24 protein-coding genes and 1 pseudogene are annotated in these 22,422 nt (G+C 65.5%); 15 read left to right on the top strand and 10 right to left on the bottom strand.

The annotated features are described in order from the left end of the window. Positions 1-103 precede the first annotated feature (103 nt). From AC1DRP_RS08555 to AC1DRP_RS08545, 3 genes are read right to left on the bottom strand one after another with little or no spacing between them, the layout of a single operon-like run. Positions 104-655, bottom strand: a complete 552-nt coding sequence (locus AC1DRP_RS08555; protein ID WP_441488463.1) for a 3-hydroxyanthranilate 3,4-dioxygenase — start codon at positions 653-655, stop codon at positions 104-106. A gap of 33 nt (positions 656-688) precedes the next feature. Beyond that, entirely contained in the window at positions 689-1,675 is a 987-nt protein-coding gene (locus AC1DRP_RS08550) for a dihydrodipicolinate synthase family protein (RefSeq protein ID WP_476768291.1), read from the bottom strand. A 40-nt stretch (positions 1,676-1,715) separates the two neighbouring features. Further along, positions 1,716-3,149 (bottom strand): NAD-dependent succinate-semialdehyde dehydrogenase, encoded by a 1,434-nt coding sequence (locus AC1DRP_RS08545; RefSeq protein ID WP_441504851.1) that lies wholly within the window; start codon positions 3,147-3,149, stop codon positions 1,716-1,718. Between the two features lie 291 nt (positions 3,150-3,440). Here AC1DRP_RS08545 and AC1DRP_RS08540 point away from each other — a divergent pair, with 291 nt between their 5' ends. After that, entirely contained in the window at positions 3,441-4,373 is a 933-nt protein-coding gene (locus AC1DRP_RS08540) for a LysR family transcriptional regulator (protein ID WP_441504556.1), read from the top strand. Positions 4,374-4,629: 256 nt separating this feature from the next. Here AC1DRP_RS08540 and AC1DRP_RS08535 read toward each other — a convergent pair whose 3' ends face one another. Next, complete coding sequence (locus AC1DRP_RS08535; RefSeq protein WP_441504555.1) at positions 4,630-5,523, bottom strand: LysR family transcriptional regulator; 894 nt, start codon at positions 5,521-5,523, stop codon at positions 4,630-4,632. Between the two features lie 126 nt (positions 5,524-5,649). On the opposite strand from AC1DRP_RS08535, the gene AC1DRP_RS08530 reads away from it, so the two are divergent. The 6 genes from AC1DRP_RS08530 (at position 5,650) to AC1DRP_RS08505 (ending at position 9,842) form a co-directional block, all read left to right on the top strand. Further along, positions 5,650-6,066 (top strand): (R)-mandelonitrile lyase, encoded by a 417-nt coding sequence (locus tag AC1DRP_RS08530; protein ID WP_441504554.1) that lies wholly within the window; start codon positions 5,650-5,652, stop codon positions 6,064-6,066. Continuing rightward, on the top strand, positions 6,063-6,419 hold the full coding sequence (locus AC1DRP_RS08525) for a carboxymuconolactone decarboxylase family protein (RefSeq protein WP_441504553.1): 357 nt from the start codon (positions 6,063-6,065) through the stop codon (positions 6,417-6,419). Before AC1DRP_RS08530 ends, AC1DRP_RS08525 begins: the two co-directional genes overlap by 4 nt. After that, positions 6,416-7,483: an NAD(P)-dependent alcohol dehydrogenase gene (locus AC1DRP_RS08520; RefSeq protein ID WP_476768290.1), complete on the top strand. Its 1,068-nt coding sequence runs from the start codon at positions 6,416-6,418 to the stop codon at positions 7,481-7,483. Before AC1DRP_RS08525 ends, AC1DRP_RS08520 begins: the two co-directional genes overlap by 4 nt. 101 nt (positions 7,484-7,584) lie before the next feature. After that, on the top strand, positions 7,585-8,283 hold the full coding sequence (locus AC1DRP_RS08515) for a RibD family protein (protein ID WP_441504551.1): 699 nt from the start codon (positions 7,585-7,587) through the stop codon (positions 8,281-8,283). Between the two features lie 864 nt (positions 8,284-9,147). Further along, the gene (locus tag AC1DRP_RS08510; RefSeq protein ID WP_476768289.1) at positions 9,148-9,330 is read left to right on the top strand and encodes a hypothetical protein; all 183 of its coding nucleotides are present in this window, start codon (positions 9,148-9,150) and stop codon (positions 9,328-9,330) included. Further along, complete coding sequence (locus tag AC1DRP_RS08505; RefSeq protein ID WP_476768288.1) at positions 9,327-9,842, top strand: DUF4344 domain-containing metallopeptidase; 516 nt, start codon at positions 9,327-9,329, stop codon at positions 9,840-9,842. Before AC1DRP_RS08510 ends, AC1DRP_RS08505 begins: the two co-directional genes overlap by 4 nt. A gap of 197 nt (positions 9,843-10,039) precedes the next feature. Here AC1DRP_RS08505 and AC1DRP_RS08500 read toward each other — a convergent pair whose 3' ends face one another. Beyond that, a complete protein-coding gene (locus AC1DRP_RS08500) occupies positions 10,040-10,165 on the bottom strand; it encodes a hypothetical protein (protein WP_441504549.1) in 126 nt (41 codons plus the stop codon). A 322-nt stretch (positions 10,166-10,487) separates the two neighbouring features. On the opposite strand from AC1DRP_RS08500, the gene AC1DRP_RS08495 reads away from it, so the two are divergent. Beyond that, on the top strand, positions 10,488-11,162 hold the full coding sequence (locus tag AC1DRP_RS08495) for a LuxR C-terminal-related transcriptional regulator (protein ID WP_441504548.1): 675 nt from the start codon (positions 10,488-10,490) through the stop codon (positions 11,160-11,162). Here the strand turns inward: AC1DRP_RS08495 and AC1DRP_RS08490 are convergent. From AC1DRP_RS08490 to AC1DRP_RS08480, 3 genes and pseudogenes are all read right to left on the bottom strand, one after another. Next, complete coding sequence (locus tag AC1DRP_RS08490) at positions 11,159-11,371, bottom strand: MFS transporter (protein ID WP_476768305.1); 213 nt, start codon at positions 11,369-11,371, stop codon at positions 11,159-11,161. The two genes, AC1DRP_RS08495 and AC1DRP_RS08490, sit on opposite strands and share 4 nt — an antisense overlap. Positions 11,372-11,394: 23 nt before the next feature. After that, on the bottom strand, positions 11,395-11,586 hold the full coding sequence (locus tag AC1DRP_RS08485; RefSeq protein ID WP_441504547.1) for a hypothetical protein: 192 nt from the start codon (positions 11,584-11,586) through the stop codon (positions 11,395-11,397). 32 nt (positions 11,587-11,618) lie between these two features. Next, positions 11,619-12,609, bottom strand: a pseudogene (locus tag AC1DRP_RS08480) (aldo/keto reductase). A 319-nt stretch (positions 12,610-12,928) separates the two neighbouring features. Here AC1DRP_RS08480 and AC1DRP_RS08475 point away from each other — a divergent pair. Then, on the top strand, positions 12,929-13,261 hold the full coding sequence (locus AC1DRP_RS08475) for a hypothetical protein (RefSeq protein WP_441504546.1): 333 nt from the start codon (positions 12,929-12,931) through the stop codon (positions 13,259-13,261). A gap of 147 nt (positions 13,262-13,408) precedes the next feature. On the opposite strand, the gene AC1DRP_RS08470 is transcribed toward AC1DRP_RS08475, so the two are convergent. Then, complete coding sequence (locus AC1DRP_RS08470; RefSeq protein ID WP_441504849.1) at positions 13,409-13,885, bottom strand: CYTH domain-containing protein; 477 nt, start codon at positions 13,883-13,885, stop codon at positions 13,409-13,411. A 405-nt stretch (positions 13,886-14,290) separates the two neighbouring features. On the opposite strand from AC1DRP_RS08470, the gene AC1DRP_RS08465 reads away from it, so the two are divergent. The 4 genes from AC1DRP_RS08465 to AC1DRP_RS08450 are packed head-to-tail and all read left to right on the top strand — an operon-like array spanning position 14,291 to position 18,340. Beyond that, positions 14,291-15,334, top strand: a complete 1,044-nt coding sequence (locus AC1DRP_RS08465) for a PhnD/SsuA/transferrin family substrate-binding protein (RefSeq protein ID WP_441504545.1) — start codon at positions 14,291-14,293, stop codon at positions 15,332-15,334. 8 nt (positions 15,335-15,342) lie between these two features. Continuing rightward, positions 15,343-16,227, top strand: coding sequence for an ABC transporter permease (locus AC1DRP_RS08460; RefSeq protein ID WP_476768287.1), 885 nt, complete (start codon positions 15,343-15,345; stop codon positions 16,225-16,227). Further along, entirely contained in the window at positions 16,224-16,967 is a 744-nt protein-coding gene (locus tag AC1DRP_RS08455; protein WP_441504543.1) for an ABC transporter ATP-binding protein, read from the top strand. The genes AC1DRP_RS08460 and AC1DRP_RS08455 overlap by 4 nt, the downstream gene beginning before the upstream one ends. Before the next feature lie 23 nt (positions 16,968-16,990). Next, on the top strand, positions 16,991-18,340 hold the full coding sequence (locus AC1DRP_RS08450; RefSeq protein ID WP_441504542.1) for an LLM class flavin-dependent oxidoreductase: 1,350 nt from the start codon (positions 16,991-16,993) through the stop codon (positions 18,338-18,340). Between the two features lie 142 nt (positions 18,341-18,482). Here AC1DRP_RS08450 and AC1DRP_RS08445 read toward each other — a convergent pair whose 3' ends face one another. Next, entirely contained in the window at positions 18,483-19,199 is a 717-nt protein-coding gene (locus AC1DRP_RS08445) for a carbonic anhydrase (protein ID WP_441504541.1), read from the bottom strand. A gap of 514 nt (positions 19,200-19,713) precedes the next feature. Here AC1DRP_RS08445 and AC1DRP_RS08440 point away from each other — a divergent pair. Together AC1DRP_RS08440 and AC1DRP_RS08435 are read left to right on the top strand one after the other, a co-directional pair. Then, positions 19,714-21,501: a peptide ABC transporter substrate-binding protein gene (locus AC1DRP_RS08440; RefSeq protein WP_441488441.1), complete on the top strand. Its 1,788-nt coding sequence runs from the start codon at positions 19,714-19,716 to the stop codon at positions 21,499-21,501. A 301-nt stretch (positions 21,502-21,802) separates the two neighbouring features. Next, positions 21,803-22,420, top strand: a complete 618-nt coding sequence (locus tag AC1DRP_RS08435; RefSeq protein WP_441504540.1) for a GyrI-like domain-containing protein — start codon at positions 21,803-21,805, stop codon at positions 22,418-22,420. The last annotated feature ends 2 nt before the right edge of the window (positions 22,421-22,422 follow it).

Genomic DNA, 22,422 nt, shown 5'->3' with positions numbered 1-22,422 from the left:
CTTGCGTTCATGCCTCTGAGATTTTTGCTGCGCCTTATTCGTGCTGGCGCTTGCGTGGGAGGAACCCGCGGCGCGGCCGGGATTCGGCCGCGCCGCTGAATTCCTACAGGCAGACCCATCCGGCCGGCGGTTCCTTGCCGGGATGGAGCGTGCCGCAATGCGGGCAGGTGCGGGCCTGCTCGTTGTTGTAGAAGGCCTTGTAGAGCGGCGGCAGGTCGTCGACGATGCTGACCAGATCGACCTCGACGCGATGCACGAGCTTCGTGCAGTTGAAGCAGTACCATTCGAAGGCGTCGAGCCAGCCCTCGGGCCGCTTCGGCTCGATGACGAGGCCGATTGAGCCTTCCTGCGGGCGCTGCGGCGAATGGCGCACATGCGGCGGCAGCAGGAAGATCTCGCCCTCCCGGATCGTCACGTCGTAATGCTTCCCGTCATCCACGACCTTGAGCATCATGTCGCCCTTGAGCTGGTAGAAGAACTCCTCCACCGGATCGTCATGATAGTCGGTGCGCTGGTTGGGGCCGCCGACGACGGTGACCATCAGGTCGGAATCCGTCCAGATCTGCTGGTTGCCAACCGGAGGCTTCAGCAGATGCTGGTGCTCCTCGATCCATTTCGCGAAGTTGAAGGCCTTCAGCCGTCCTTCCGTCGCCATCGTTCCACCTCTCCCGTTTCGTCTGCCGGCGGCTCAGCCGGTCTTGGCCAATGATGCATCTGCGGCGTGCAGCTTCAGGCCGCAGGACTCGAAGGCGGCGCGCGTCGCAGCCTTCTCTGTCTCTGTCAGCTCCAGCAGCGGCGGCCTGACCCGGCCGCCGGCCTGGCCGAGCAGCTCCTGCCAGTATTTCTGATGGGCGTGCGGTTTCTCGGCGGGCCTTGTGCCACGCAGCGCCTCGCGGACCGGGTTCAGGCTGTCGCGCACGGCGCGCGCCTGCGCGGCGTCGCCACGGAAGGCGAGATCGGTATATTCGCGCATCCGCAGATCATGCGGCGTCTGGATCAGGCAGGGCGGCGAGGAGCAGAGATAGAGCTGCCAGCCGAGCTCGAGAATGTTGTCGAGCCATTCCTCCTCGGAGGCGCTGCTGACCAGGATGCGATCGCCGGCGAGCCTGGTAAGCTCGGCATACATCGGGCGCGGCACACTGTACTTGATCGCGACGACGTTCTCGATGTCGGCCAGCCGGTTGCAGAGCTGTGGCGAGAGCAGGTAGCCGCTGTCGGGATGGCTCCACAGCRCAATCCCGATATCGACCTTCTCGGCAATCGTCCGGTAGTATTCGTAGACCGTCTCCTCCTGCGCCTTGAAGAAATGCAGGACCGGGGCGTGGATGACGATGTAGTCGGCGCCGACCTTCTGCGCATGCCGGGCGAGATCGATCACCACATCCATGTTCTGGTCCGAACAGGACATGATCGTCGCGGCCCGGCCGGCCGCGGCCGCGACGGCGATCTCGAAGCTGAGCTTGCGCTCCTCGAGCGACATCGAGAAGAACTCGCCCTGCTTGCCGGCGATGAACAGGCCGTCGATGCCGAGCTGATCGGTCCAGTGCCGGATATTCGTGCTGAAGCCGTCCCGGTCGATCGCGAGATCGCGGGTGAACGGCGTCAGCGCGGCAGCCCAGATGCCTTTCATATTGGCGCGGGCATAGGCCTTTGCGTCTTTCTTTGAATATTTCATGCCGATGCTCCTGTTGCGGCCCCGCCGYCAGAGACCGCGTTCAGATGCTCATGCGGTGCGAGACGTTCTTGATGACGGTGTAATGCGATAGCCCCTCGGCCCCGCCCTCGCGGCCGTAGCCGCTGTCCTTCACGCCCCCGAACGGCGTCTCCGCGACGGAGGCCTCGAGGGTATTGATCGAGAGGTTGCCGGCCTCGATCCTTTCCGCCAGCCGGTCCGCATTGCTTGCGGCATGCGTGAACGCATAGGCGGCGAGCCCGAAGCGCAGGGCATTGGCCTTCTCGATCGCCTCGTCGAGGGACGAGACCGGGTTGATCAGCGCCAGCGGGCCGAACGGCTCCTCTCGCATGGCGCGCGCGTCATCGGGAACATCGGCTATGACGGTGACCGGGAAGAAGTAGCCGCGGTTGCCCAGCCGTTCGCCGCCGGCCAGCACGCGCCCTCCCTTGGCCCGTGCATCGGCGACCAGCGTCTCGAGCGCCTCGATGCGGCGGGAATTGGCGACGGGGCCCATCTCTGTCGACGGGTCCAGGCCATTGCCGATGGTCACCGCGCGGGCCTTCTCGGCGAAGGTCCGGGCGAAGGTGGCGTAGATGCTTTTGTGAACGAAGAAGCGTGTCGGAGAGGTGCAGACCTGTCCGGCATTGCGCGACTTGCGCTGCGCGGAGGCGATGGCGGCGGCCACCGGGTCGACGTCGTCGCAAACGATGACCGGGGCGTGGCCGCCAAGCTCCATGAGCACGGGCTTCATATGGCGCGCCGCCAGAGTCGTCAGGTGCTTGCCGACTGCGGTCGAACCGGTGAAGGCGATCAGGCGGGTCTGCTCCTGGGGAATGAGATAGTCGGACACCTCCGACGGAATGCCGAAGACGAGGTTGAGCACGCCGGCCGGCAGCCCGGCATCGTGAAAGGCCCGGGCAATATGGATGGCGCCGGCAGGCGTCTCCTCGGCAGCCTTGAGAATGATCGAGCAGCCGGCCGCCAACGCGCCGGCGATCTTCCGGGAGGGCTGGCTCATCGGGAAGTTCCACGGCGAGAAAGCCGCCACCATCCCGATCGGCTGATGCATGACGATGTATTTGATGCCGGGCTCGCTGGGGATGACGCGGCCATAGAGGCGCTGGCCCTCGGCGGCATCCCATTCGAAGAACTCGCAGCCCCGGATCACTTCCAGGCGGGCCTGTCCAATTGGCTTTCCGTGTTCCAGCGTGATCGAGAAGGCGATCTCTTCGATGCGCTCACGCATGAGGGCGGCGGCCTTGAGGATGATCTCGCCGCGCCGGCGCGGCGATGTCCGGCTCCAGATCATGAACCCGTCGGCCGACGCGGACAGTGCGGCGTCCAGATCCGACCGCGTCGCGAGCGGGACCATGCCGATGACGCTCTCGTCGACGGGGTTCAGGACCGGCTGCCCATTCGAGGCGCTCTTCCATGCGCCGCCGATATACATCTGAAGGTCAGGGTAGCAGTTCATCATGAGCCTCGAATGGACGGTGCCGGCGGGAGCACAGCGCTTGCGATCGACGAGCATCCGGCTTCGCTCCGCGAGGGGCACGATGGCCCGTGCGGCGCGCTGCCAGGCCCGTTGCCATCCTGCAGCGCGGGACGCTCCTTGACCTGAAGCCCTGCCATCCCCGGCCATCTCCAGGGCCGGGCCCGCCCGATGCGTGACCCCCGCCTTGACCAGGATCATCGATTGGGATGGGCTATACGGCAATTCTACATATTTGTATGAATTCAGATGATTTGCTTATGAGTGTCTGCCATGACCGTCTCGCTTCGACAGATCCAGGCCTTTCTCGCCGTGGCGGAATGCGGCACCTTCACCAAGGCTGCGGAACGGCTGCACATGGCTCAGCCCGCACTCTCGCAGCTCGTGCGTGAGCTGGAGCGGGAACTCGGCCTGCGCCTGTTCGACCGGACGACGCGACGCGTCGAATTGACCGAGGGCGGGCGCGAGTTCCAGGGCGCGTCGGCCAAGATCATGCACGACCTGGATCTGGCCGTGCGCAATGCCAATAATCTCGCAGAAAGACGGCGTGGCCGGATTGTCGTCGCCGCTCCCCCCTTGCTGGCGGCCGTCCTGCTGCCGATGGCCATCGTCGAGCTCGGTCAGCGCTATCCCGGCATCGAGGTCGCCATCATCGACGCGCGGACCGATGCGATCGTCGAGGAGGTCAGGCTTGGCCGGGCAGATTGCGGGCTGGGCACGTTCTCGGCGATCGAGGACGGCATCGAACGCATGCCGCTGGCGCGGGACAGTCTCATGCTGTTCTGTGCCCGGACGCATCCCTTCGCCACGCGCTCCTCGCTGCCATGGGCCGATCTGGCCGGGCAGCCTCTGATCACCCTGACCAGGGACAGCGGTATCAGGCTGCTGGTCGAGGTCGGCTATGAGACCGCGGAAGTGCCGTTGCGACCGCTCTACGCGGTCTCGCAGATCACCACGGCATTGGCGCTGGTCGAGGCCGGTCTCGGCATCGCGGTGCTCCCGACCTATGCGCTGGCCATGACCCCACATCGCCCGATCGCCGCCCGACCCCTGGTCGAGCCGACGATCGCACGCGACGTCGTCATGATCCGGCCCAGCGGCCGTTCGCCGTCGCCCGCCGTCCTGGCTTTCGAGAGCATTCTGCGCGGCTCGATCCGGCGACTGGGCGAACTGGACTGGAGCATGTCGAGCGAGGCGGGGATGTGACGGGCACGGAGCCTACGGCCGTCAGACGACGCAGACTCGCCCCACGGCCTGCAGCGCGGCTTCCGCTCGATCTCGACTGTGCTTCCTCCGAGCGCGGGCACCAGGCCGGGGGGAGATCCGCTAGCAGCTGGCCATGGCAGTCCGGCTGTCCGCGCCGAATGATCGCTCTGGGGAAAGCGGCCGACGAGGAAGGGCGACTATTCTCGGACGCTGCTCTCATCATCCGGCAGTATTCGCCGGGGCGGTCAGACCTGCCTCACGTGTGATACCTCAAAGCCTCGACGAGCAGCGCAAAGGCCGCCGATGGCTGGCGCCGGCTGGGGTAATACAGGTGGTAGCCGGAAAAGGGCGGGCACCAGTCCTCCAGCACGCGGACCAGGCTGCCCCGGGCAAGCTGCTCCGCCACATGGTCCTCCATCACGAAGCCGAGCCCGAAGCCGGCCTCGGCGGCGCGCGCGATCATACTGACATTGTTGAAGGCGAGCCGACCCTCCACCCGGACGCGGACTTCGCGTCCATCCCGCTCCAGCTCCCAGGCGTAGAGGCCGCCGCCGCTCAACAGGCGCAGGTTGATGCAGCTGTGCTCGGCGAGGTCATGCGGGGTCAGGGGAATGGAGCGGGTGGCGAGATAGCCGGGCGATCCGACCACCACCATGCGCAGATCCGGCCCGATCCGGACCGCTACCATGTCCTTGGCGAGCGCTTCGCCGAGCCGGACGCCGGCGTCGAAGCGCTCGGTGACGATGTCGGTCAGGCTGGAATCGATGCTGAGCTCGACATGGATGTCGGGGTAATGCGGCAGGAACCGCTCCAGAGCCGGCCAGAGCACGGTCGTCGCCGCGTGCTCCGAGGTCGTGATGCGGATCGTCCCGGCCGGCTTCTCGCGCAACTCGTTGAGGGAGGCCAGTTCCGAGCCGATGCTCTCCAGAGCCGGGCGCAGCGTGCCGAGCAGCCGCTCCCCGGCCGCGGTCGGCGCGACGCTGCGGGTGGTGCGGGTCAGCAGGCGCACGCCCAGCCTGGTCTCGAGCCGGCGGATCGTATGGCTCAGCGAGGATTGCGAGGTGCCGAGCTTGGCGGCCGCGCGCGTGAAACTCTGCTCCTCGGCGACCGTCAGGAAGGCATTGAGATCGACCAGTTCCTCGCGCCGCATTCATGAACTCCCGATATGGCTTCATGCGGTTTCTATCGCCTAATCCAATGAATGTCGCGCGGCTACAGTGCTTGGGAGGGGCGGGAGTCTGTCCGGCTCCAGGCACGAGGACGTGAGGAAACGTGGATGGACATCAAGCGAAGCGGGGCGCAGCCTTCTGCAAAGGGGCCGGCCGAGTATTTCACGGGCACKGTCAGGATCGATGCGCCCTTTGCCGGCGGCGCCGCCCTGAGCGGCGCGACCGTCACCTTCGAACCCGGAGCGCGGACGGCCTGGCACACCCATCCGCTCGGCCAGACCCTTCTGGTGCTCTCGGGGCTGGGCCGGGTGCAGCGCGAGGGCGGTCCGGTCGAGGAGATCCGGCCCGGCGACATCGTCTGGTTCGAACCGGGCGAGAAACACTGGCACGGCGCCGCGCCGGACTGCGCCATGGCGCATGTCGCCATTGCCGCGATGAAGGATGGTTCGGTGGTGACCTGGATGGAGAAGGTCGTGGACCAGGATTATCTCTGGCAGGTTCATCGCGGAGAGGTGCAGGGATGACGGATGATCGCAGCCCTGCGCAAAAGGCCTATGGCGATGTCGCTCCGGCCCTTGCCGGTTTGGGCGATCGCGTCCTGTTCGGCGAGGTCTGGGAGCGCCCCGGCCTGTCGAAGTGCGACCGCAGCCGGATCACCGTCGCGAGCCTGGTTGCGCTCAACCGCACGAACGAACCGCCCGGCCATGTCCGGCGCGCGCTCGACAATGGCGTGACGGCGGACGAGCTGACCGAGCTCGTCACCCATCTTGCCCTCTCAGCGGGCTGGCCGACCGCCAATTCCGCCATTCCTGTGCTGCGCCAGGCCCTCGATGAGGCCGGCGCTTCAACGACCATCAGGACGGGAGACCTGGCATGAAGACCATTGGCTATGCCGCCCGGTCGGCCGCTTCGCCGCTCGCCCCCTTCGATGTCACGCGGCGGGAGCTTCGGCCGAACGATGTTGCGATGGAGGTGCTCTATTGCGGCGTCTGCCACACCGATCTGCACCAGGCCCGCAACGACTGGGGCTGGAGCCAGTATCCCATGGTGCCGGGCCATGAGATCGTCGGCCGGGTGACCGCGGTCGGCCGCGATGTCCGCCGCTACAAGGCCGGCGATCATGTCGCCGTCGGCTGCATGGTCGATTCCTGCCAGGCCTGCGACCAGTGCCGCAAGGGGCTGGAACAGCTCTGCCGCAAGGGCAATGTCCAGACCTATAACGACAAGGAGCGCTTCTCCTGCGAGCCGGCCGAGCCGACCTATGGCGGCTATTCCAAGCACCTCGTGGTGCGCGAGGAGTTTGCGCTGCGCGTGCCCGACGGGCTCGATCTCGCCAAGGTCGCGCCGCTGCTCTGCGCTGGCATCACCACCTATTCGCCGCTGCGCACCTGGAATGTCGGACCGGGCAGCCGCRTCGGCGTGGTTGGTCTCGGCGGCCTCGGCCATATGGCGGTGAAGCTCGCGGCTGCGCTCGGCGCCGATGTCACGGTGATGAGCCGTACGGCAGACAAGCAGGCCGATGCGCTGGCGCTCGGCGCCGACCGGCTGCTGGTCTCCAGCGATGCCGAGGCCATGGCCAGGGCCGCAAACGGCTTTGACCTGATCATCGATACCGTTCCGGTCAGGCACGACATCAACCCCTATCTCTCGCTGCTCGATGTCGATGCGACGCTCGTCCTGGTCGGCCAGGTCGGGCCGCTCGCGGAGCCCTCGACCGTGCCGCTGCTGCTCGGCCGCCGGCGTATCGCCGGCTCGCCGATCGGCGGCATCGCCGAGACGCAGGAGATGCTGGATTTCTGCGCCAAGAAGGGGGTTCATCCCGATGTGGAGATGATCCGCATGGACGAGATCAACGACGCCTTCCTGCGGCTCGAGCGCGCCGATGTGCGCTACCGCTTCGTCATCGACATGGCCTCGCTGGTTCCAGCGCAGGCGGGGTAGGGCGCGCGGGTCGGATCAAGATCATGGCCGCGCCATCGCGCATGGTGGTGCCATTCCGAAGGGCGGTGCCATTCCGTGCGAGCGCCTTGGGGGAGCAAGCCATGAGACCCATCGTCATCTGCCACATGCTCTCGTCGCTGGACGGCAGCCTCCATCCGAGCCGCTTCACCTGGAGCCCCGATGGCAGCAAGGCCGAATGGTCCAGGCTCTATGAAGAGGTCCATGAGGGGCTCGAGCCCGACGCCTGGCTCGTCGGCCGGGTAACGATGGCCGAGATCAGCAAGGTCGGTCCGCACGCACCGGCCCAGGTCGGCCCGGTCGAGCGGCCCTGCCATTTCGCGGTCCGTGAAGCCGAGTGCTTTGCGATAGCGCTCGATCCATCCGGCAAACTCCACTTTGCCGGGCCGAAGATCGGCGGCGACCCTGTCGTGGTGCTGCTCGGCCCTGGGGTTGCAGACAGTCATCTCGCCGAACTCGCCGCGGACGGTGTCTCCTATATCGTCGCCGAAACCGCGAAGATCGATCTGGCCGCCATGCTGGATGTCCTCGGCCACGAGCTCGGCATCCACCGGCTGCTGCTCGAGGGCGGCGCCGGTATCAACGGCTCTTTCTTCGCCGCAAGCCTGGTCAACGAGCTGAGCCTGCTCCTCGTGCCCGCCCTCGACGGACGGGGCGGACATCAGGGTTTCGTCGAGGCCGGAGAAGACGGCCTCGACGGCGATGTGCAGCTCTCCTTCAAGAGCTGCGAACCGCTGGCGCATGGCATCCTGCATCTGCGCTACATCGTGGCGCCCCGCTGAGGCCCGGACGCTGCGCCAAGAAGGGTGTTCATCCCGATGTCGAGATGATCGGCATGGACGAGATCAACGACGCCTTCGAGCGGCTCGAGCGTAGCGATGTGCGCTGTCGCAGCGTCATCGACATGGCCTTGCTGGTCCAGCGGCAGGGGCGCAGGGACGCGTGCCCAGGATCATGGCCGCGTCATTCCACATGGCGCGGCCAGTCCTGGCGATGCAACCACTTGTGTCGCTCCGCCTTTGCGGTGCCGGCGTCAGCGCCCGACCGAGGGCAGCCGCGGCCTCGCAACCGATGCCGATCTGGGAGGCGAGGACGCGACGATCCGGTCCGATGCCTCGAGCGCAGCGATCACGCTGGGCTKAATGTAGCTCCGCAAGTCCTGTCGCCAGGTTTCGGTCATCTTGTCCCAATGAAACTGATGATGGTTTCGTACGGATTCATGCAATGCCCGGGCGGCCGCCTCGACGGCCGCCGCGACGCGTCTCTGGTCCATCTCATACCCCCTGCAACCCACCCCATGAGTATGGGCAGATCATCGCGGGGGCGGGAAGGTCCGGTCTATGAGGCGAAGGACACATTACGGTTATTCCGGCTCTCGTATCCTCCATTGCCAACGCGCGGCGATGCCGGGCAAGGCCGAGGTGCCGTCCCGATCGAAACCCGGTCATCCCATCCGAAGTCTCAGCCGACCTGCCACGGCGCAGACGCTCTCCCGCAAGCACTCCTTCTGGGTTAGGCTGGCATCTACCTGATCGGTCGCATCAGGAAGGGGAGCCGCCATGAGGCCAGCCTCCAGACTGTCATTCGGCGTGTGCGCTTTCGGCTTGGCTTTGAGCGTGACCGGAGCGGCATCCGCGCAGCCCGCCGTGCCGGCGCCTGTCGTCACCATCACCTACGAGGCGCCGAAGAACCCGGCGCATCAGCCCGTCCTCGATCTCCTGCGTGAAAAGCAGGCACTCGAGAAGGCGGCCGAATTCTACCGGCTTTTCCGGCTGCCGAGGCCATTGACCTCGACATCGCGCGGGGTCCCAAGCGGCCCGATTGGGTGAGTGAGAACGATGCTCTTGTCGGGCCGGTCATCGACCTGTTTCTTCACGAAGGCGGGCACGCGATCTTCGACTATCTCAAGATTCCGGTGCTGGGGAATGAGGAGGACGCCGCCGATTTCGTTGCGTCCTACATGGAGCTCAACCTTTACAAGGCTGATGCCTACGGCCTGATCGCCGGCATCGTCTATTGCTACCTCAACGAGGCGGGCGTCCACAGCTTCAAGAAGCTCAAGCGGATGCCGGGCGGCCCGGTCGACGGGCAGACATTCGCCGATGCTCACAGCACTCCGCTGCAGCGCATGTACAACGTGCTTTGCCTCGCCTATGGCTCCGACCCCGTCCGCTACAAGGCGCTGGTCGACAAGGGCGTGCTGCCGGCCGAACGCGCCAGTGGCTGCAAGGTCGAATATGAACAGGTCGACCACGCCTTCAAGACGCTGCTCGTCCCGCATCTTGACCAGGCGGCGCTGGCCCGGCTGTATCCGCAGGTGAATTCCGCCGCGCCGAAATAGAGTGTCTGTCTGCAGAAGGTGAAGCCCGGCTTGGCTCTCGGGACCCTATCATCGGGCTCACCAGGCGCGCGGCCTCGCGCACCCGTCGCCGAGACATCGAGGGATAGAATTCAGGCAAGCAGAGCAAAGCAGGCAAGTATTGTGAGAAGAGAACGGCCAGTTGAACCGGCCGTTCTCTGACATATTGGCTTGGGGCGTCAGCCCTTGGTGACGATGGGCGTTGCCGCTGGCGCGGGCGGGGGTGCTTTGCCCTTGCCGTAATAGGCGCATCCGCCGACGCCAGACAACGCCACTGAAATAGCCAGGATCAGGAGTGTTTTCATTGCGCAGCCCTCGTTGAGTAGGTCCCCACCCCGTCATCATAGTACAGATTGGCGACTAAATCCCGATGAATCCTCGCCTCGAAGTTTATCCCGGCGCAAACTGATGGTGTGATCGTTGCCCTGACCATCGCAGCGCCGGGGCAGCAGGGCGGCAAATCGCGGAGCCATGGTCGAACCCCTGCCAGCCCGGCCTTCCTGCTCCGCTTCCGGCCCATGATGGTTCGAGAATGTTTCGATTTTTTTAGCATTTACAAAGAGCGTTGACTAAGCAACCATTCGCTCGGCCTGGGGAGGTGAAGTACGGTACAGAGGTTCTGGGATCATGCCGGACCGCTCGGTTGCGATCGTCGACGACCACCCCTTGTTGATGGAGGGGATCGGAGCACTGCTCAAACGATGGGGCGGTTTCGCGCTCACCGCGACCGGGAACATCGCGGAGGATATCGTCTCGATCGTCAGGACGCACCGCCCCGGTGAGATGATCGTCGATCTCAATATGGTGGGGGATGTCTTCCAGGCGATTGCGGACGCGCTGAAGATCGCTCCCGAGACAAAGATCATCGTGTTCACAGCCTCGACAAGCCCCGATGATGCGATCAGGGCCCTGGATGCCGGAGCAAGGGGCTATGTCCTGAAAGGCAGCCCCGGCGAGGATCTGTTCCAGGCGCTTCAGGCCGCGCAGCACGGCGATGTCTATGTCACACCCGCCTTCGCGACCAAGGTGATCGGTGCCTTGCAGGACAAGGCGGTCGAACGCCAGAAGGCGATCAGCAACAGGCTCAGCGTCCGCGAGGAGCAGATCGTCAAATTGCTGCTGCTTGGGAAACGCAACAGCGAGATTGCCCGCGAGCTGTCGCTCAGCGACAAGACCATCAAGGGCTACATGACCAACCTGATGGCCAAGCTGAACGTGCGCAACCGCCTCGAGGTGGTGCTCGCCGCGCAAAGGCTCTATCCGCCGATGACCATCGCGACGGTCACAAGGCTCCACTCCTAAGGGAAGCCTGATCTCATCTGCTTGCCCGAGATGATGGCGCCGACGGCCTGGACGATGCGCCAGCCGATCATCGCTCCGGCGCTGCCCGCGAATGCGCAACCGGCCGAGCCGATGACGAAGAGCACGAGGCCGATCGCCACCGGCCGGCACCGGCCATAGCGGTCGCTGATCGGGCCCCAGAACAGCTGGCCGAGGCTGRAGCCGGTCAGGAAACCCGAGACCGTGAGCTCGATCAGCCCGGTATCGGCGCGAAGAGCGCGTGCGCCATCTCCGGCAAGGCGGGCAGATAGAGGTCGGTCGAGATCGACGCGAAACCCATCAGCACGCTGAGCACGCCGAGCACCCGCCAGGGCTGGCCGGCCGCATCAGGGCGCGACCGGGCGGCGGCGCAGGCCAGCGCCTTGGCTTCGATGTCGTTGCTCATGGGCCAGTTCCGTACGGTTGACCTGCCGGCGCTCAAAGGCCGGTGGTCGCGAGCAATTGCGCGGGATAGCGCTCGCCCTCGATCGCGATCGCCGCCGCAGCCTGCTCGATCTCGGCAAGATCGGCGGCGGTGAGCTCGACCGCGACGGCGCCAAGGTTCTCCTCGAGGCGATGAAGCTTGGTCGTTCCGGGGATCGGCACGATCCAGGGCTTCTGGGCGAGCAGCCAGGCGAGCGCGATCTGCGCCGGCTTCGCGCCCTTCTCGGTGGCGATGCGCTGGAGGAGATCGACCAAGGCCTGGTTCTTCGCCATGGCTTCGGGAGTGAAACGCGGCAGGATGCTGCGGAAATCGCCCTCGCCGAGCTTGGTGTCCTTGCTCATCGCGCCGGTGAGAAAACCCTTGCCGAGCGGGCTGTAGGGCACGAGGCCGATGCCCAGTTCCTCGCAGGTTCCCAGGATGCCATTGCTCTCGACGCCGCGCGTCCACAGCGAATACTCGTTCTGCAGGGCGGTGATCGGCTGCACGGCATGGGCGCGGCGTGCTGTCTTCGCGCCGGGTTCGGAGAGCCCGAAATGCCTGACCTTGCCGGCCGCGATCAGGTCCTTGACGGCGCCGGCGACATCCTCGATCGGCACGCCGGGGGTCGACACGGTGCTGGTAGAACAGGTCGATGACATCGACGCCGAGCCGCTTGAGGGAGGCATCCGCGACCGCCTTGATCTGCGCGGGCCGGCTGTTCAGGCCGGACTGCTTGCCCTMGACGAAGTTGAAGCCGAACTTGGTGGCGATCACCACCTGGTCACGGACCGGTCGTAGCGCTTCCCCGACCATCTCCTCATTGGTGTAGGGGCCATAGACTTCGGCCGTATCGAAGAAGGTGACGCCGCGCTCCACCGCCTGGCGGATCAGCGTGACGCCCTCCTGCCTGCTGAGCCTGTTGGCATAGCCGAAATCCAGCCCCATGCAGCCATAACCGAGGGCCGACACCGCTAGGCCATTCTGTCCAAGAAGACGTGACTTCATCGCCTGTTCTCCGGGGTTCAAAGGGCGTTCTCTCGCCGTGCTGCCGAAGATAGGGGAGGCGCCATCGATCAATTAGACGGCATAGACCGCATGAAGTCATATCCGTAGTTCATGAGTAAGCCTGAGCCGTGGCGTGCTAAACTGGCGCGTTCGTCACGCGCCGTACCTTTCGGGAGCGGCGAGTGCGCCGCTGGTGGAGGTCTGCTCCGGGGCGAAACTCAAACCCAGATGGCCGCTCCGGCAATCTGCTGGGAGTGGCAGCTGGATTCGACACGGCGTCTCGCTCGGTGCGATCATTGCCCGCAACCGGGAGGGAACCATGCACGGCGGTCCCCATGGCCAAGAGGCCTTCATCAACACGCTGGCAGCGTCGCTGGCCGGTGCCGCGAGCCTCGCCAGGAACGCCCTGGTCGAGATCGCCATTCTGGGCGGGCCGGAGCGTCTCGATGCCCTGGAGCAGCGGTTTCTGAACGACGCCAAGAACGCAACGATTGAAGGCGTCTCCATCGAAGAGGATGCTCGTCTGCTCAACGATATCGTCGCGACGGTCGGGATGATCTTTGCGCAGGCTCGGGAGGCCGTGGCCGAGCGCCTTGGCGATCAGCCGCGGCGAGGCGGCGAGGGGCCGAACCCCAATGGCGGGGAGCCTTAGGGCGCCGGCCCGAAAAGCGGATTGCGGCTTTTGCGGGCAGCCGATGCAGAGGCAGAAGGCTGTCGCCTGCCACTGATCCTCGATATCTCCGGGGGGCGGAAGGCGGCAAACCCAAAAATGCCCGTCACCGCTGGAAGAGGGGCGAACTTATGGCGACGCTGGAGGCAGAACGTCCCCCTCGGCGAGCGCGGCATTTCGGTAGCGAGGATCATTCGTGACTTCGAGTCCGACCCAAGACGGAAGATCGACATGCTGAGCGGCCTCGATCAGTTCGACCTCGGCGATCACAAGCCCTGCATGGCGGCCTGAGAACACATCCACGTCCCACGTCAACCCGCCATGCTCGACCCTGTATCGCGTCTTTTCGAGGGGTGGGCCGATGCACAGCGTCAGCAGCATCTCCTCGGCTTCCGCGACGGGGATTTCGTATTCGAACTCCGGGCGGGCCAGACCATGAGTCTCCCCCTTGATGGTGAGGAACGCCTCAGCGGCGGCACAGCGGATGCGGACGCTGGTTGTCCCCTTCGGCGTAAGATAGCCCTGGCGCAGGGGCTGCCCCGGGCCAGCTTTCTCCCGCCAATCGTCGGCGATGACGAGGAATTTGCGTTCAATCTCTGTGCCCATGTCCGGTTCGCTGTTGGGTCTCGTCTCACCAGCGATAACCTGATTGGCGTTCTCGGCATAACCCATAGGGGGAGCTCACCGCTTCACTCCGGACCCCGGATCGGCATCCCGGATTGGGTTTCGGCCGGCAGGCGTCGAAGGCCCTTTTCCGGTGCCGCCGCAATACTGGCCGTGCCTCCGCAGCAACAGCGAACGCTTTGCTCCGTCATCGTCCTCCCGGAGACAGAATTTTTCGCCGAGCAGCAGCGTTCTCGCATGCGCAGCTCCAGGAGAATGACGTTCGCCGTTTCGTTGTATTTCAGAAAGAACATTCTGTTTGACTAAAAGAACGATTCTTCGCCAGTATTTCGACGGCCGGTCGCGACATTCATCCCTGGYCGGGCACGAGCTGAGTGAGGAACAACCATGTCGAGCGATGCGCTTTCCGCAGGGACACAAGGGCTGAGGCGCCGCACGATCCTGGCCATGTCGCTCCTGCTTTCGGTCGCCGCCCCCGGTCTTGCGGCGGCCCAGGGGCAGCCCGCACCACTTGCGAAGGCTCCGGTCGGCACGAGGCTGGTCGTCGCCGATCAGAATGAGGCGCTGCAGAGCCTGATGCGGGCGTCGGGCGCCCATGACAGGCTGTCGAGCCAGGTGACCTATGCCAATTTTCTCGGCGGCCCGGCCATTCTCGAAGCCTTCCGGGCGGGGGCTCTCGATCTCGCGACCGTCGGCAACACGCCGCCCATCCAGGCCCATGCGGCTGGCGAGCAGATTCCGATCGTGGCGGCGCGCACCTCGTCCGAAACCGACTACGCGCTGGCCGTACGCCCCGGGCTGAAGATCGCCTCGCTGGAGGAACTGCGCGGCAAGAGCATCGCCTATGGCGAGGGGACGGGCCGTCAGCCCTTCGTTCTCAACGCGCTGAAGCTCGCGGGGCTGACGAAGAAGGATGTGCGGCTCGTGCCCTTGCGGGCCGCCGATTTCCCGGATGCGGTGCGAACGGGGCAGGTCGATGTAGCGGCGCTGAACGAGCCGCATTTCTCGCGCTATCTCGCCGATTTCGCCGATCGCGGCGCGAGCGCCCTGCCGAAGGACCAGAACGACCGCCTGCCGAAGAGCCTGACCTATCTCTATGCGAGCAAGCGGGCCCTGGACGATCCGGCCAAGCTCGCAGCCATTCGCGAGTTCGTGGCGGCCTGGATCGATGCCAACCGCTGGTCGCATGCGAATGCCGAGGGCTGGGTCGAGGCCTATTACGTCAAGCGCCAGAACCTCAAGCCGGCGGATGGGCGCAGGATCGTCGAAGCCGAGGGGCGCTTCGAATTTCCCCTGCTCGCCAGCCTGATCCCGAAGCAGCAGGCCTTGATCGACGTCATCCACGAGGCTGGCGACCTGCCGAAACGGCTCGATGCACGCGAGGAATTCGATCTGCGCTTCGACGACATCATCGCCGCCAAATCCAATTGAGGCTGTCCATGTCCGATCAAAGCCACGCGCTGATTGCCACGGCCTATTCGGTGCCCTTCGCCGCGATTGCGGGCGTTCCGGCGCAGGCAAACCCGACGCCCCCCGCGCAGGGCAAGCTCCCGAAACTGGCGCCGGGCCGCCTGCCTGCGGGCGCCATCCTGTTCGGGCCGGTCGCGCTGGTCGTTCTCTGGGAGCTCGCCTCGCTGACGGGGTGGCTCTCGCCGAAATTCCTCGCGGCGCCGTCGATCGCCCTGTTCACCGGCTTCGAGCTGCTGCAATCGGGCACGCTTGCCGACCATTTCCTGGCATCGGCGGGGCGCGCCTATCTGGGGCTCGGCATCGGCGTCGCGGTCGGCCTGCTGCTGGCGCTCGCATCCGGTCTCAGCCGGATCGGCGAGGCCTCGATCGACGGCCTCGTCCAGATCAAGCGGGCGATCCCGACGCTCGCGCTGATCCCGCTCGCGATCCTCTGGCTCGGGATCGGCGAGGCCATGAAGGTGGCCCTGATCGCCTCCAGCGTCTTCGTGCCGATCTATATCAACACCCATGCGGCGCTGCKGGGCATCGATATCCGCCATGTCGAGCTCGCCCGCAGCGTCGGGCTGACGCGCAGCGCCTTCCTGCGCGAGGTGGCGCTGCCCGGCGCGTTGCCGGGCTTCTTCACCGGCCTGCGACTTGCCGTGACCACCTGCTGGACGGCGCTCGTCGTGCTCGAACAGATCAATACCAGCCAGGGCATCGGCTACTTGATGAACCGCGCCCGCGACTATGGCCAGACCGATATCATCGTGGTCGGCCTCGCGATCTATGCGGTGCTCGGCCTCGGCTCCGATTTCGCCGTCCGGCTCTGGGAGCGCAAGGCGTTGTCCTATCGCAAGGCGCTGGCGTCATGAACGCCTCGGCTCATCCGCTCCGCCTGCCGCAGCCGGACGCCCTCGCGGTCAGCCTGCGCGACGTCACGCGCCGCTTCTCCGGCCGCAGTGTGCTCGGGCCCGCCTCGCTGGATTTCGCCGCGGGCGAGTTCGTCGCGCTCATCGGCAAGAGCGGTTCGGGCAAGAGCACGTTGCTGCGCGCCATCGCCGGGCTCGACGATGGTGTCGAGGGCGAGGGCACGCTCACGGTGCCGGCCGACCGCTCCGTCCTCTTCCAGGATTCGCGGCTGCTGCCCTGGAAGAGCGTGCTGCAGAATGTCGTCTTCGGCCTGCATGCGGCCGACAGCGACGCTCGCGGGCGGCAGGCGCTGGCCGATGTCGGCCTCTCCGGGCGGGAGGAGGCGTGGCCGAACGCGCTTTCCGGCGGCGAACAGCAACGGGTGGCGCTCGCCCGCTCCCTGGTGCGCCAGCCGCGCCTGCTTCTGGCGGACGAGCCCTTCGGCGCACTCGACGCGCTGACGCGGATCCGGATGCACGATCTCCTCTTCCGCCTGATCCGGCAGCATCGCCCGACCGTCCTGCTCGTCACCCATGACGTCGACGAAGCGATCAAGCTCGCCGATCGCGTGCTCGTCATCGACGAAGGACGCATCACCCTCGACCAGCCGGTTTCCTTGGCCCACCCGCGCGCCAGGCACCCGGGCTTTGCTGTGCTGCGTGGCGAACTCCTCGCCGCCCTCGGCGTCACCGATCCCATCTGACCGACACCCGAGAGAGCGAACCCATGACCCGTGAACTTCACCTCAATCTCTTCATCAACGGTCGCGGCCATCACGAGGCGGCCTGGCGTCACGACGGTTCGACGCAGCGGGCGCTGACCGACGTCGCCTACTACCGCGACCTGGCGCTGGCGGCTGAGGCGGCAAAGCTCGATTCCGTCTTCTTCGCCGACCATGTCGCGCTGGGCGACGAGCTTGAACATGCGGCGCGCGGGGAACTCGAACCGCTGACCCTGCTCGGCGCACTCTCGGCGCTGACCGAGCGCATCGGGTTGATCGCGACGGCCTCGACGACCTATAGCGAGCCTTACAATCTCGCCCGGCAGCTCGCCTCGCTCGACCATCTCAGCGGCGGCCGCATCGGCTGGAACATCGTGACCTCCTGGGCGCCGGCGGCCGCGGGGAACTTTGGCCAGGAGCGGCAGGCCGGGATCGACCAGCGCTATGAGCGGGCTCACGAGTTCGTCGAGGTTGCCTCGAAACTCTGGGACAGCTGGGCGGCGGACGCGATCCTCGACGACCGCGAGACCGGGCATTTCGCCAGGCCCGACCGGATCCGCCGCGCCGACCATCGCGGCACGCATTTCGGGGTTGCCGGCGCGCTGAACATCCCGCGCTCGCCGCAGGGGAGGCCCGTCTTCGTCCAGGCGGGCGCCTCGACCGATGGCCGTGCTTTCGCGGCCCGCTATGCCGAGGCGATCTTCACCGCGCATCTCACCAAGGAGAGCGCGATTGCCTTCTATTCCGACATCAAGACGCAAGCCCGCGTGCTCGGCCGCCGGGGCGACCAGATCGTCATCCTGCCCGGGATCAGCGCTGCGATCGGCTCGACTGAAGTCGAGGCGAAGCGGGTATGGGAGGAGTTGAACGAGCTGTCCCACCCGACAGTTGGCCTGTCGCGCCTGTCGAACCGCTTCGGCGGCCATGATTTCTCGCATCTGCAGCTCGACCAGGTCCTGTCGGTCGACGATTTTCCCGATCCCTCGCAGGTGCAGGCCTCGCGCAGCCGGGCGCAGGCGATCACCGCCCTGGTCGGGCGCGAGCGGCCGACGCTGCGCGGGTTGCTGCACAGCCTTGCCGGAGCGCGCGGGCATTTCACCGCGACCGGCACGCCCGAGCAGATCGCCGATGTGATCGAGGACTGGTTCGTCTCGGGCGCGGCCGACGGCTTCAACGTCATGCCGCCGATCCTGCCGCGCCAGTTCGCTCTCTTCACCAGCGAGGTCGTGCCATTGCTGCAGAAGCGCGGACTGTTCCGGACCGAGTATGGCGAGGGCACCTTACGCCAGCGCCTGGGGCTCGATCCGGTGCCGAGCCAATTCGACCAGCAGGCGCCGCTGCAAAGATCCGCCTGATCGCCGCAGCGCGCGCCGAGACCGCGCTACGGGAGCTGTCTCGGGCGGGTGGTCCTGGGGAGGTGCTACGATCAACCCGATACAACGGCGCGGGTGAGGGGGCTTGTCACGTCGCAAGGGACCGCCCGGCCCCGGTCATGCCTCAGAGCAGCGTGATCTTGCCRCTCGCCAGCTCGTAATGTGCCCCGACGACCTTGATCTTCCTGCTAGCAACGAACTCCGCGAGGATCGGTTTGGCGGTCTCGAGACGGCGTTTGCCGCGGCGGATGTTTTCCGCGATCGCCGCGGCAAGGAGGTCGTCCGGCTTGCCGGCCTTGGCGGCCGCGACCGCCGGCCTGAGCTCGCGCACCATTTCCTGGAGATGGCCCGGCAGGGTCGCCTTGTCCCGCACGACCTTGATCGTGGCGTCGATGGCGCCACAGCCCGAATGGCCAAGGACCATGACGAGCGGCGTGTTGAGGTATTTCACGGCATATTCGAGGCTGGCCAGGCCATCGTCATTGACGAAATTGCCGGCGAGACGAACCACGAAGAGGTCGCCGGGGCCCTGGTCGAAGGCGAGTTCCGGCGAGACCCGCGAATCCGCGCAGCTCAGGATCGCAGCCACCGGATACTGGGCGCTGGCGCGGGCAGCCCGGCCGGCCGAGTAATCCTGATTGGTCGGGGTGTTCGCGGCATAGCGGGCATTGCCCTCCATCAGCCGCTTCAGCACTTCGTCGGGCGAGATCGCATTCTGCGGGGGCGCGGCCTGGGCGAAGGCTTGCCGGGGCAGGGCGGCGGCGCCGGCAAGGGCCACCATGCCGGAAAACAGGCCACGGCGGGACAGGCCGGGCGCGGGCGAGCAGCAGAGATCACACATGACGGAAGTCTCCTCCAGAACGGCCTGCATGGCGCGCAGCCCCGGCCGCTGAGCGCGGCGATTCACGATCCTTGCCGCCAGGCTCGCAGACGCAGCCTGCGCCCTATTACTGCTACAGGATGGGGATACTGCGAAGTGGGGATTTTGCAGGGCTTCCTCATGGGTAGCCCGCCTGAACCCGGCCCATTGCGGCATTCCATCCGTCCTGAGTCCGGGCTGGCGGCCCGCTGAAGGCCTCAGTGGTCCGCGAGGGGGCAGTCRCTCCACTTCTGGCCGATCGGCGAGCATCCGGTGTCCGGCGTGGTCGCGCTGCGCGGCTCCCGCATATCTGGCTTGTGCCGGAAGCGGACCTTAAGCGCCACCTTCGCCGATTGCCTTAAGCCGGGCTTAATTCTGTAGCTCTTACCACCAGCGTTGAATCCAAAGCATCGTCACGCTTTAGATTTAATAAAAGAAGGCTGGATCCGGTCAATCTATTGACCGGTCTCTTGTCAGATGAATCTGAGGGTAAGTCATGAATAGTCAAGATATCCAGGGGATGGTGAACAATCTGAAGGAAGGTCGCCTCTCGCGGCGTTCCTTTATTCAGCGAATGGCGGCAGTGGGTATTACTGCGCCGATCGCGAGCCAGATCCTCGCCTGGAACGGCGTCGCAATGGCGAACGCAACGATCGAATACAAGCCGACGAAGGCTGGCGGCGGCGGGCCGCTGAAGATCCTGCTCTGGCAGGCACCGACCCTGCTGAATCCGCATTTCGCCTCCGGCACCAAGGACCAGGTCGCCTCGCGCGTCTTCTACGAGCCGCTCGCCGGCTGGGACAAGGAGGGCAATCTCTTCCCGCAGCTCGCGGCCGAAGCTCCCACCAAGGCCAATGGCGGCCTCTCCGAGGACGGCAAAAGCGTCACCTGGAAGCTGAAGCAGGGCGTGACCTGGCATGACGGCAAGCCGTTCACGGCCGATGACGTCGTCTTCACCTGGGAATATGCCGCCGATCCGGCGACTGCCGCCTACACCACCGGCGCCTACAAGGACATCAAGGTCGAGAAGATCGACTCCCACACCGTCAAGGTGATCTTCAAGGAAGCGACGCCGTTCTGGGCCGATGCTTTCGTCGGCGTCGCCGGCATGATCATCCCGAAGCACCATTTCGGCGAGTACAAGGGCGCCAAGTCGCGTGAGGCTCCGGCCAACCTGAAGCCGGTCGGCACCGGCCCCTACAAGTTCGTCGACTTCAAGCCGGGCGACGTGCTCACCGGCACGCGCAACGAGAATTACCAYGTCCAGAACAAGCCGCATTTCGACACGCTCGAGGTCAAGGGCGGCGGTGACGCGATCTCGGCGGCGCGCGCCGTGCTGCAGACCGGCGAATACGACTATGCCTGGGATACGCTGGTCGAGGACGAAGTTCTCAAGCGCATGGAGACGGGTGGTCGCGGCAGGATCAGTGCAGCGCAGGCCGGCGACGTGGAATTCATCACCCTGAACACCACCGACCCGTGGACCGAGGTCGATGGCGAGCGTTCGAGCGTCAAGACCAAGCATCCGACGCTCAGCGATCCGGCCGTGCGCCAGGCGATCAACCTGCTGATCGACCGCGATTCGATCCAGAAGTTCATCTATGGCCGCGGCGGCATCGCGACGGCGAGCTTCGTGAACCAGCCGAAGCAGTTCAAGTCGGAGAAGCTGAAATACGAATTCAGCCTCGAGAAGGCGAACAAGATCCTCGACGACGCCGGCTGGAAGAAGGGTGCCGACGGCATCCGCGAAAAGGATGGCAAGAAGCTCAAGTTCGTCTTCCAGACCTCGATCAACGCGCCGCGTCAGAAGGTCCAGGCCATCATCAAGCAGGCCTGCCAGCGCGCCGGCATCGATCTCGAGCTGAAGTCGGTGACTGCGTCCGTGTTCTTCTCCTCGGACGTCGCCAACCCCGACACCTACACCAAGCTCTATGTCGACATGGAGATGTACACCACGACGCAGCCGCAGCCGGATCCGGAGCGTTTCCTCAACCAGTTCGTGTCCTGGGAAATCGCCAACAAGGAGAACAAGTGGCTCGGCCGCAACGTCTCGCGCTACTCCGACCCGGCGGCTGACGAGGCCTACAAGGCCGCGCAGAAGGAACTCGACCCGGCCAAGCGCGCTGCGCTGCTGATCAAGGTCAACGAGATCTTCTGCGAGGCCAACGTGATCCTGCCGGTCCTGTCGCGGACCAAGGTCGTCGCTGCGGCGCTGACCCTCGCGCATGATCACAGCGGCTGGGACGTGGACACCTGGAACCTCGCTTCCTGGTATCGCAACTAAGCACGAAGCAGCCCCTCACCGGGACATCTCGGTGAGGGGCCGCAACCGATATCCGCGGCGCCGGCATCCGCACGGCGTCGCGACCCCGCTGCGGCAGGGCCCGGCGAATTCATCGACCAGGCTTTCGATGAAATCTGGCCGGCCTCCGACTTGCACGCGAATAGATCTGGCACGCGAACAGATTTGGCCTGTTCTGAACGCCCATGTCCGGCTGCGGGCACATTGGGCCCGTTCCGCGAGCGACTGCTGCCATTCCTTGTCATCGCACAGTCGTTTCGGTGACAGCGAACGGGGGACGCGGATGGCGAAGATCGATTTCAAGAAAGCCCTCAGACCACTTTATGACCCGCCCACCGGGGACTTCGCTTTGGTCGACGTGCCGCAGATGCCGTTTGTGAAGGTGAACGCTGAAGGCGATCCCAACACCGCACCGGCTTACCGTTCGGCGATCGAATGGCTCTACGGGGTCAGCTATGCCGTGAAGTTCGCCGCAAAGGCTGCGCTCGGCAGGGACTATGTGGTGCCGCCGCTGGAAGGGTTGTGGTGGACCGACGATCCCCGGAGCTTCATCACCCGCCAAAAGAACCTGTGGCGCTGGACGATGATGATTATGGTTCCTGAATTCGTCACCCATGACATGTTCGAGAAGGCGGTGGCCAAAACGGAGGGAAAGCTTGGGCAGCGCCCGCAAAGCCTGCGCCACGAATTCTATGCTGAAGGGCTCTCGCTCCAGACCCTGCATGTCGGCAGCTATGATGAGGAGGGGCCGATCCTGGCCCGGCTCCATGATGAGGTGATGCCGCGCAAGGGGGTGACCTTCAACGGCCCCCACCACGAAATCTATCTGAGCGATCCGCGCAAGACTGAAGCGGCCAGGCTCAAAACGGTCCTTCGCCAGCCGGTGATATCCTTGGCATAGGG

This window comes from Allobosea sp. 01N443 (assembly GCF_056399325.1).
The sequence above is the reverse complement of the archived record's forward strand: the minus strand, read 5'-3'. Positions and strand labels throughout refer to the sequence as shown.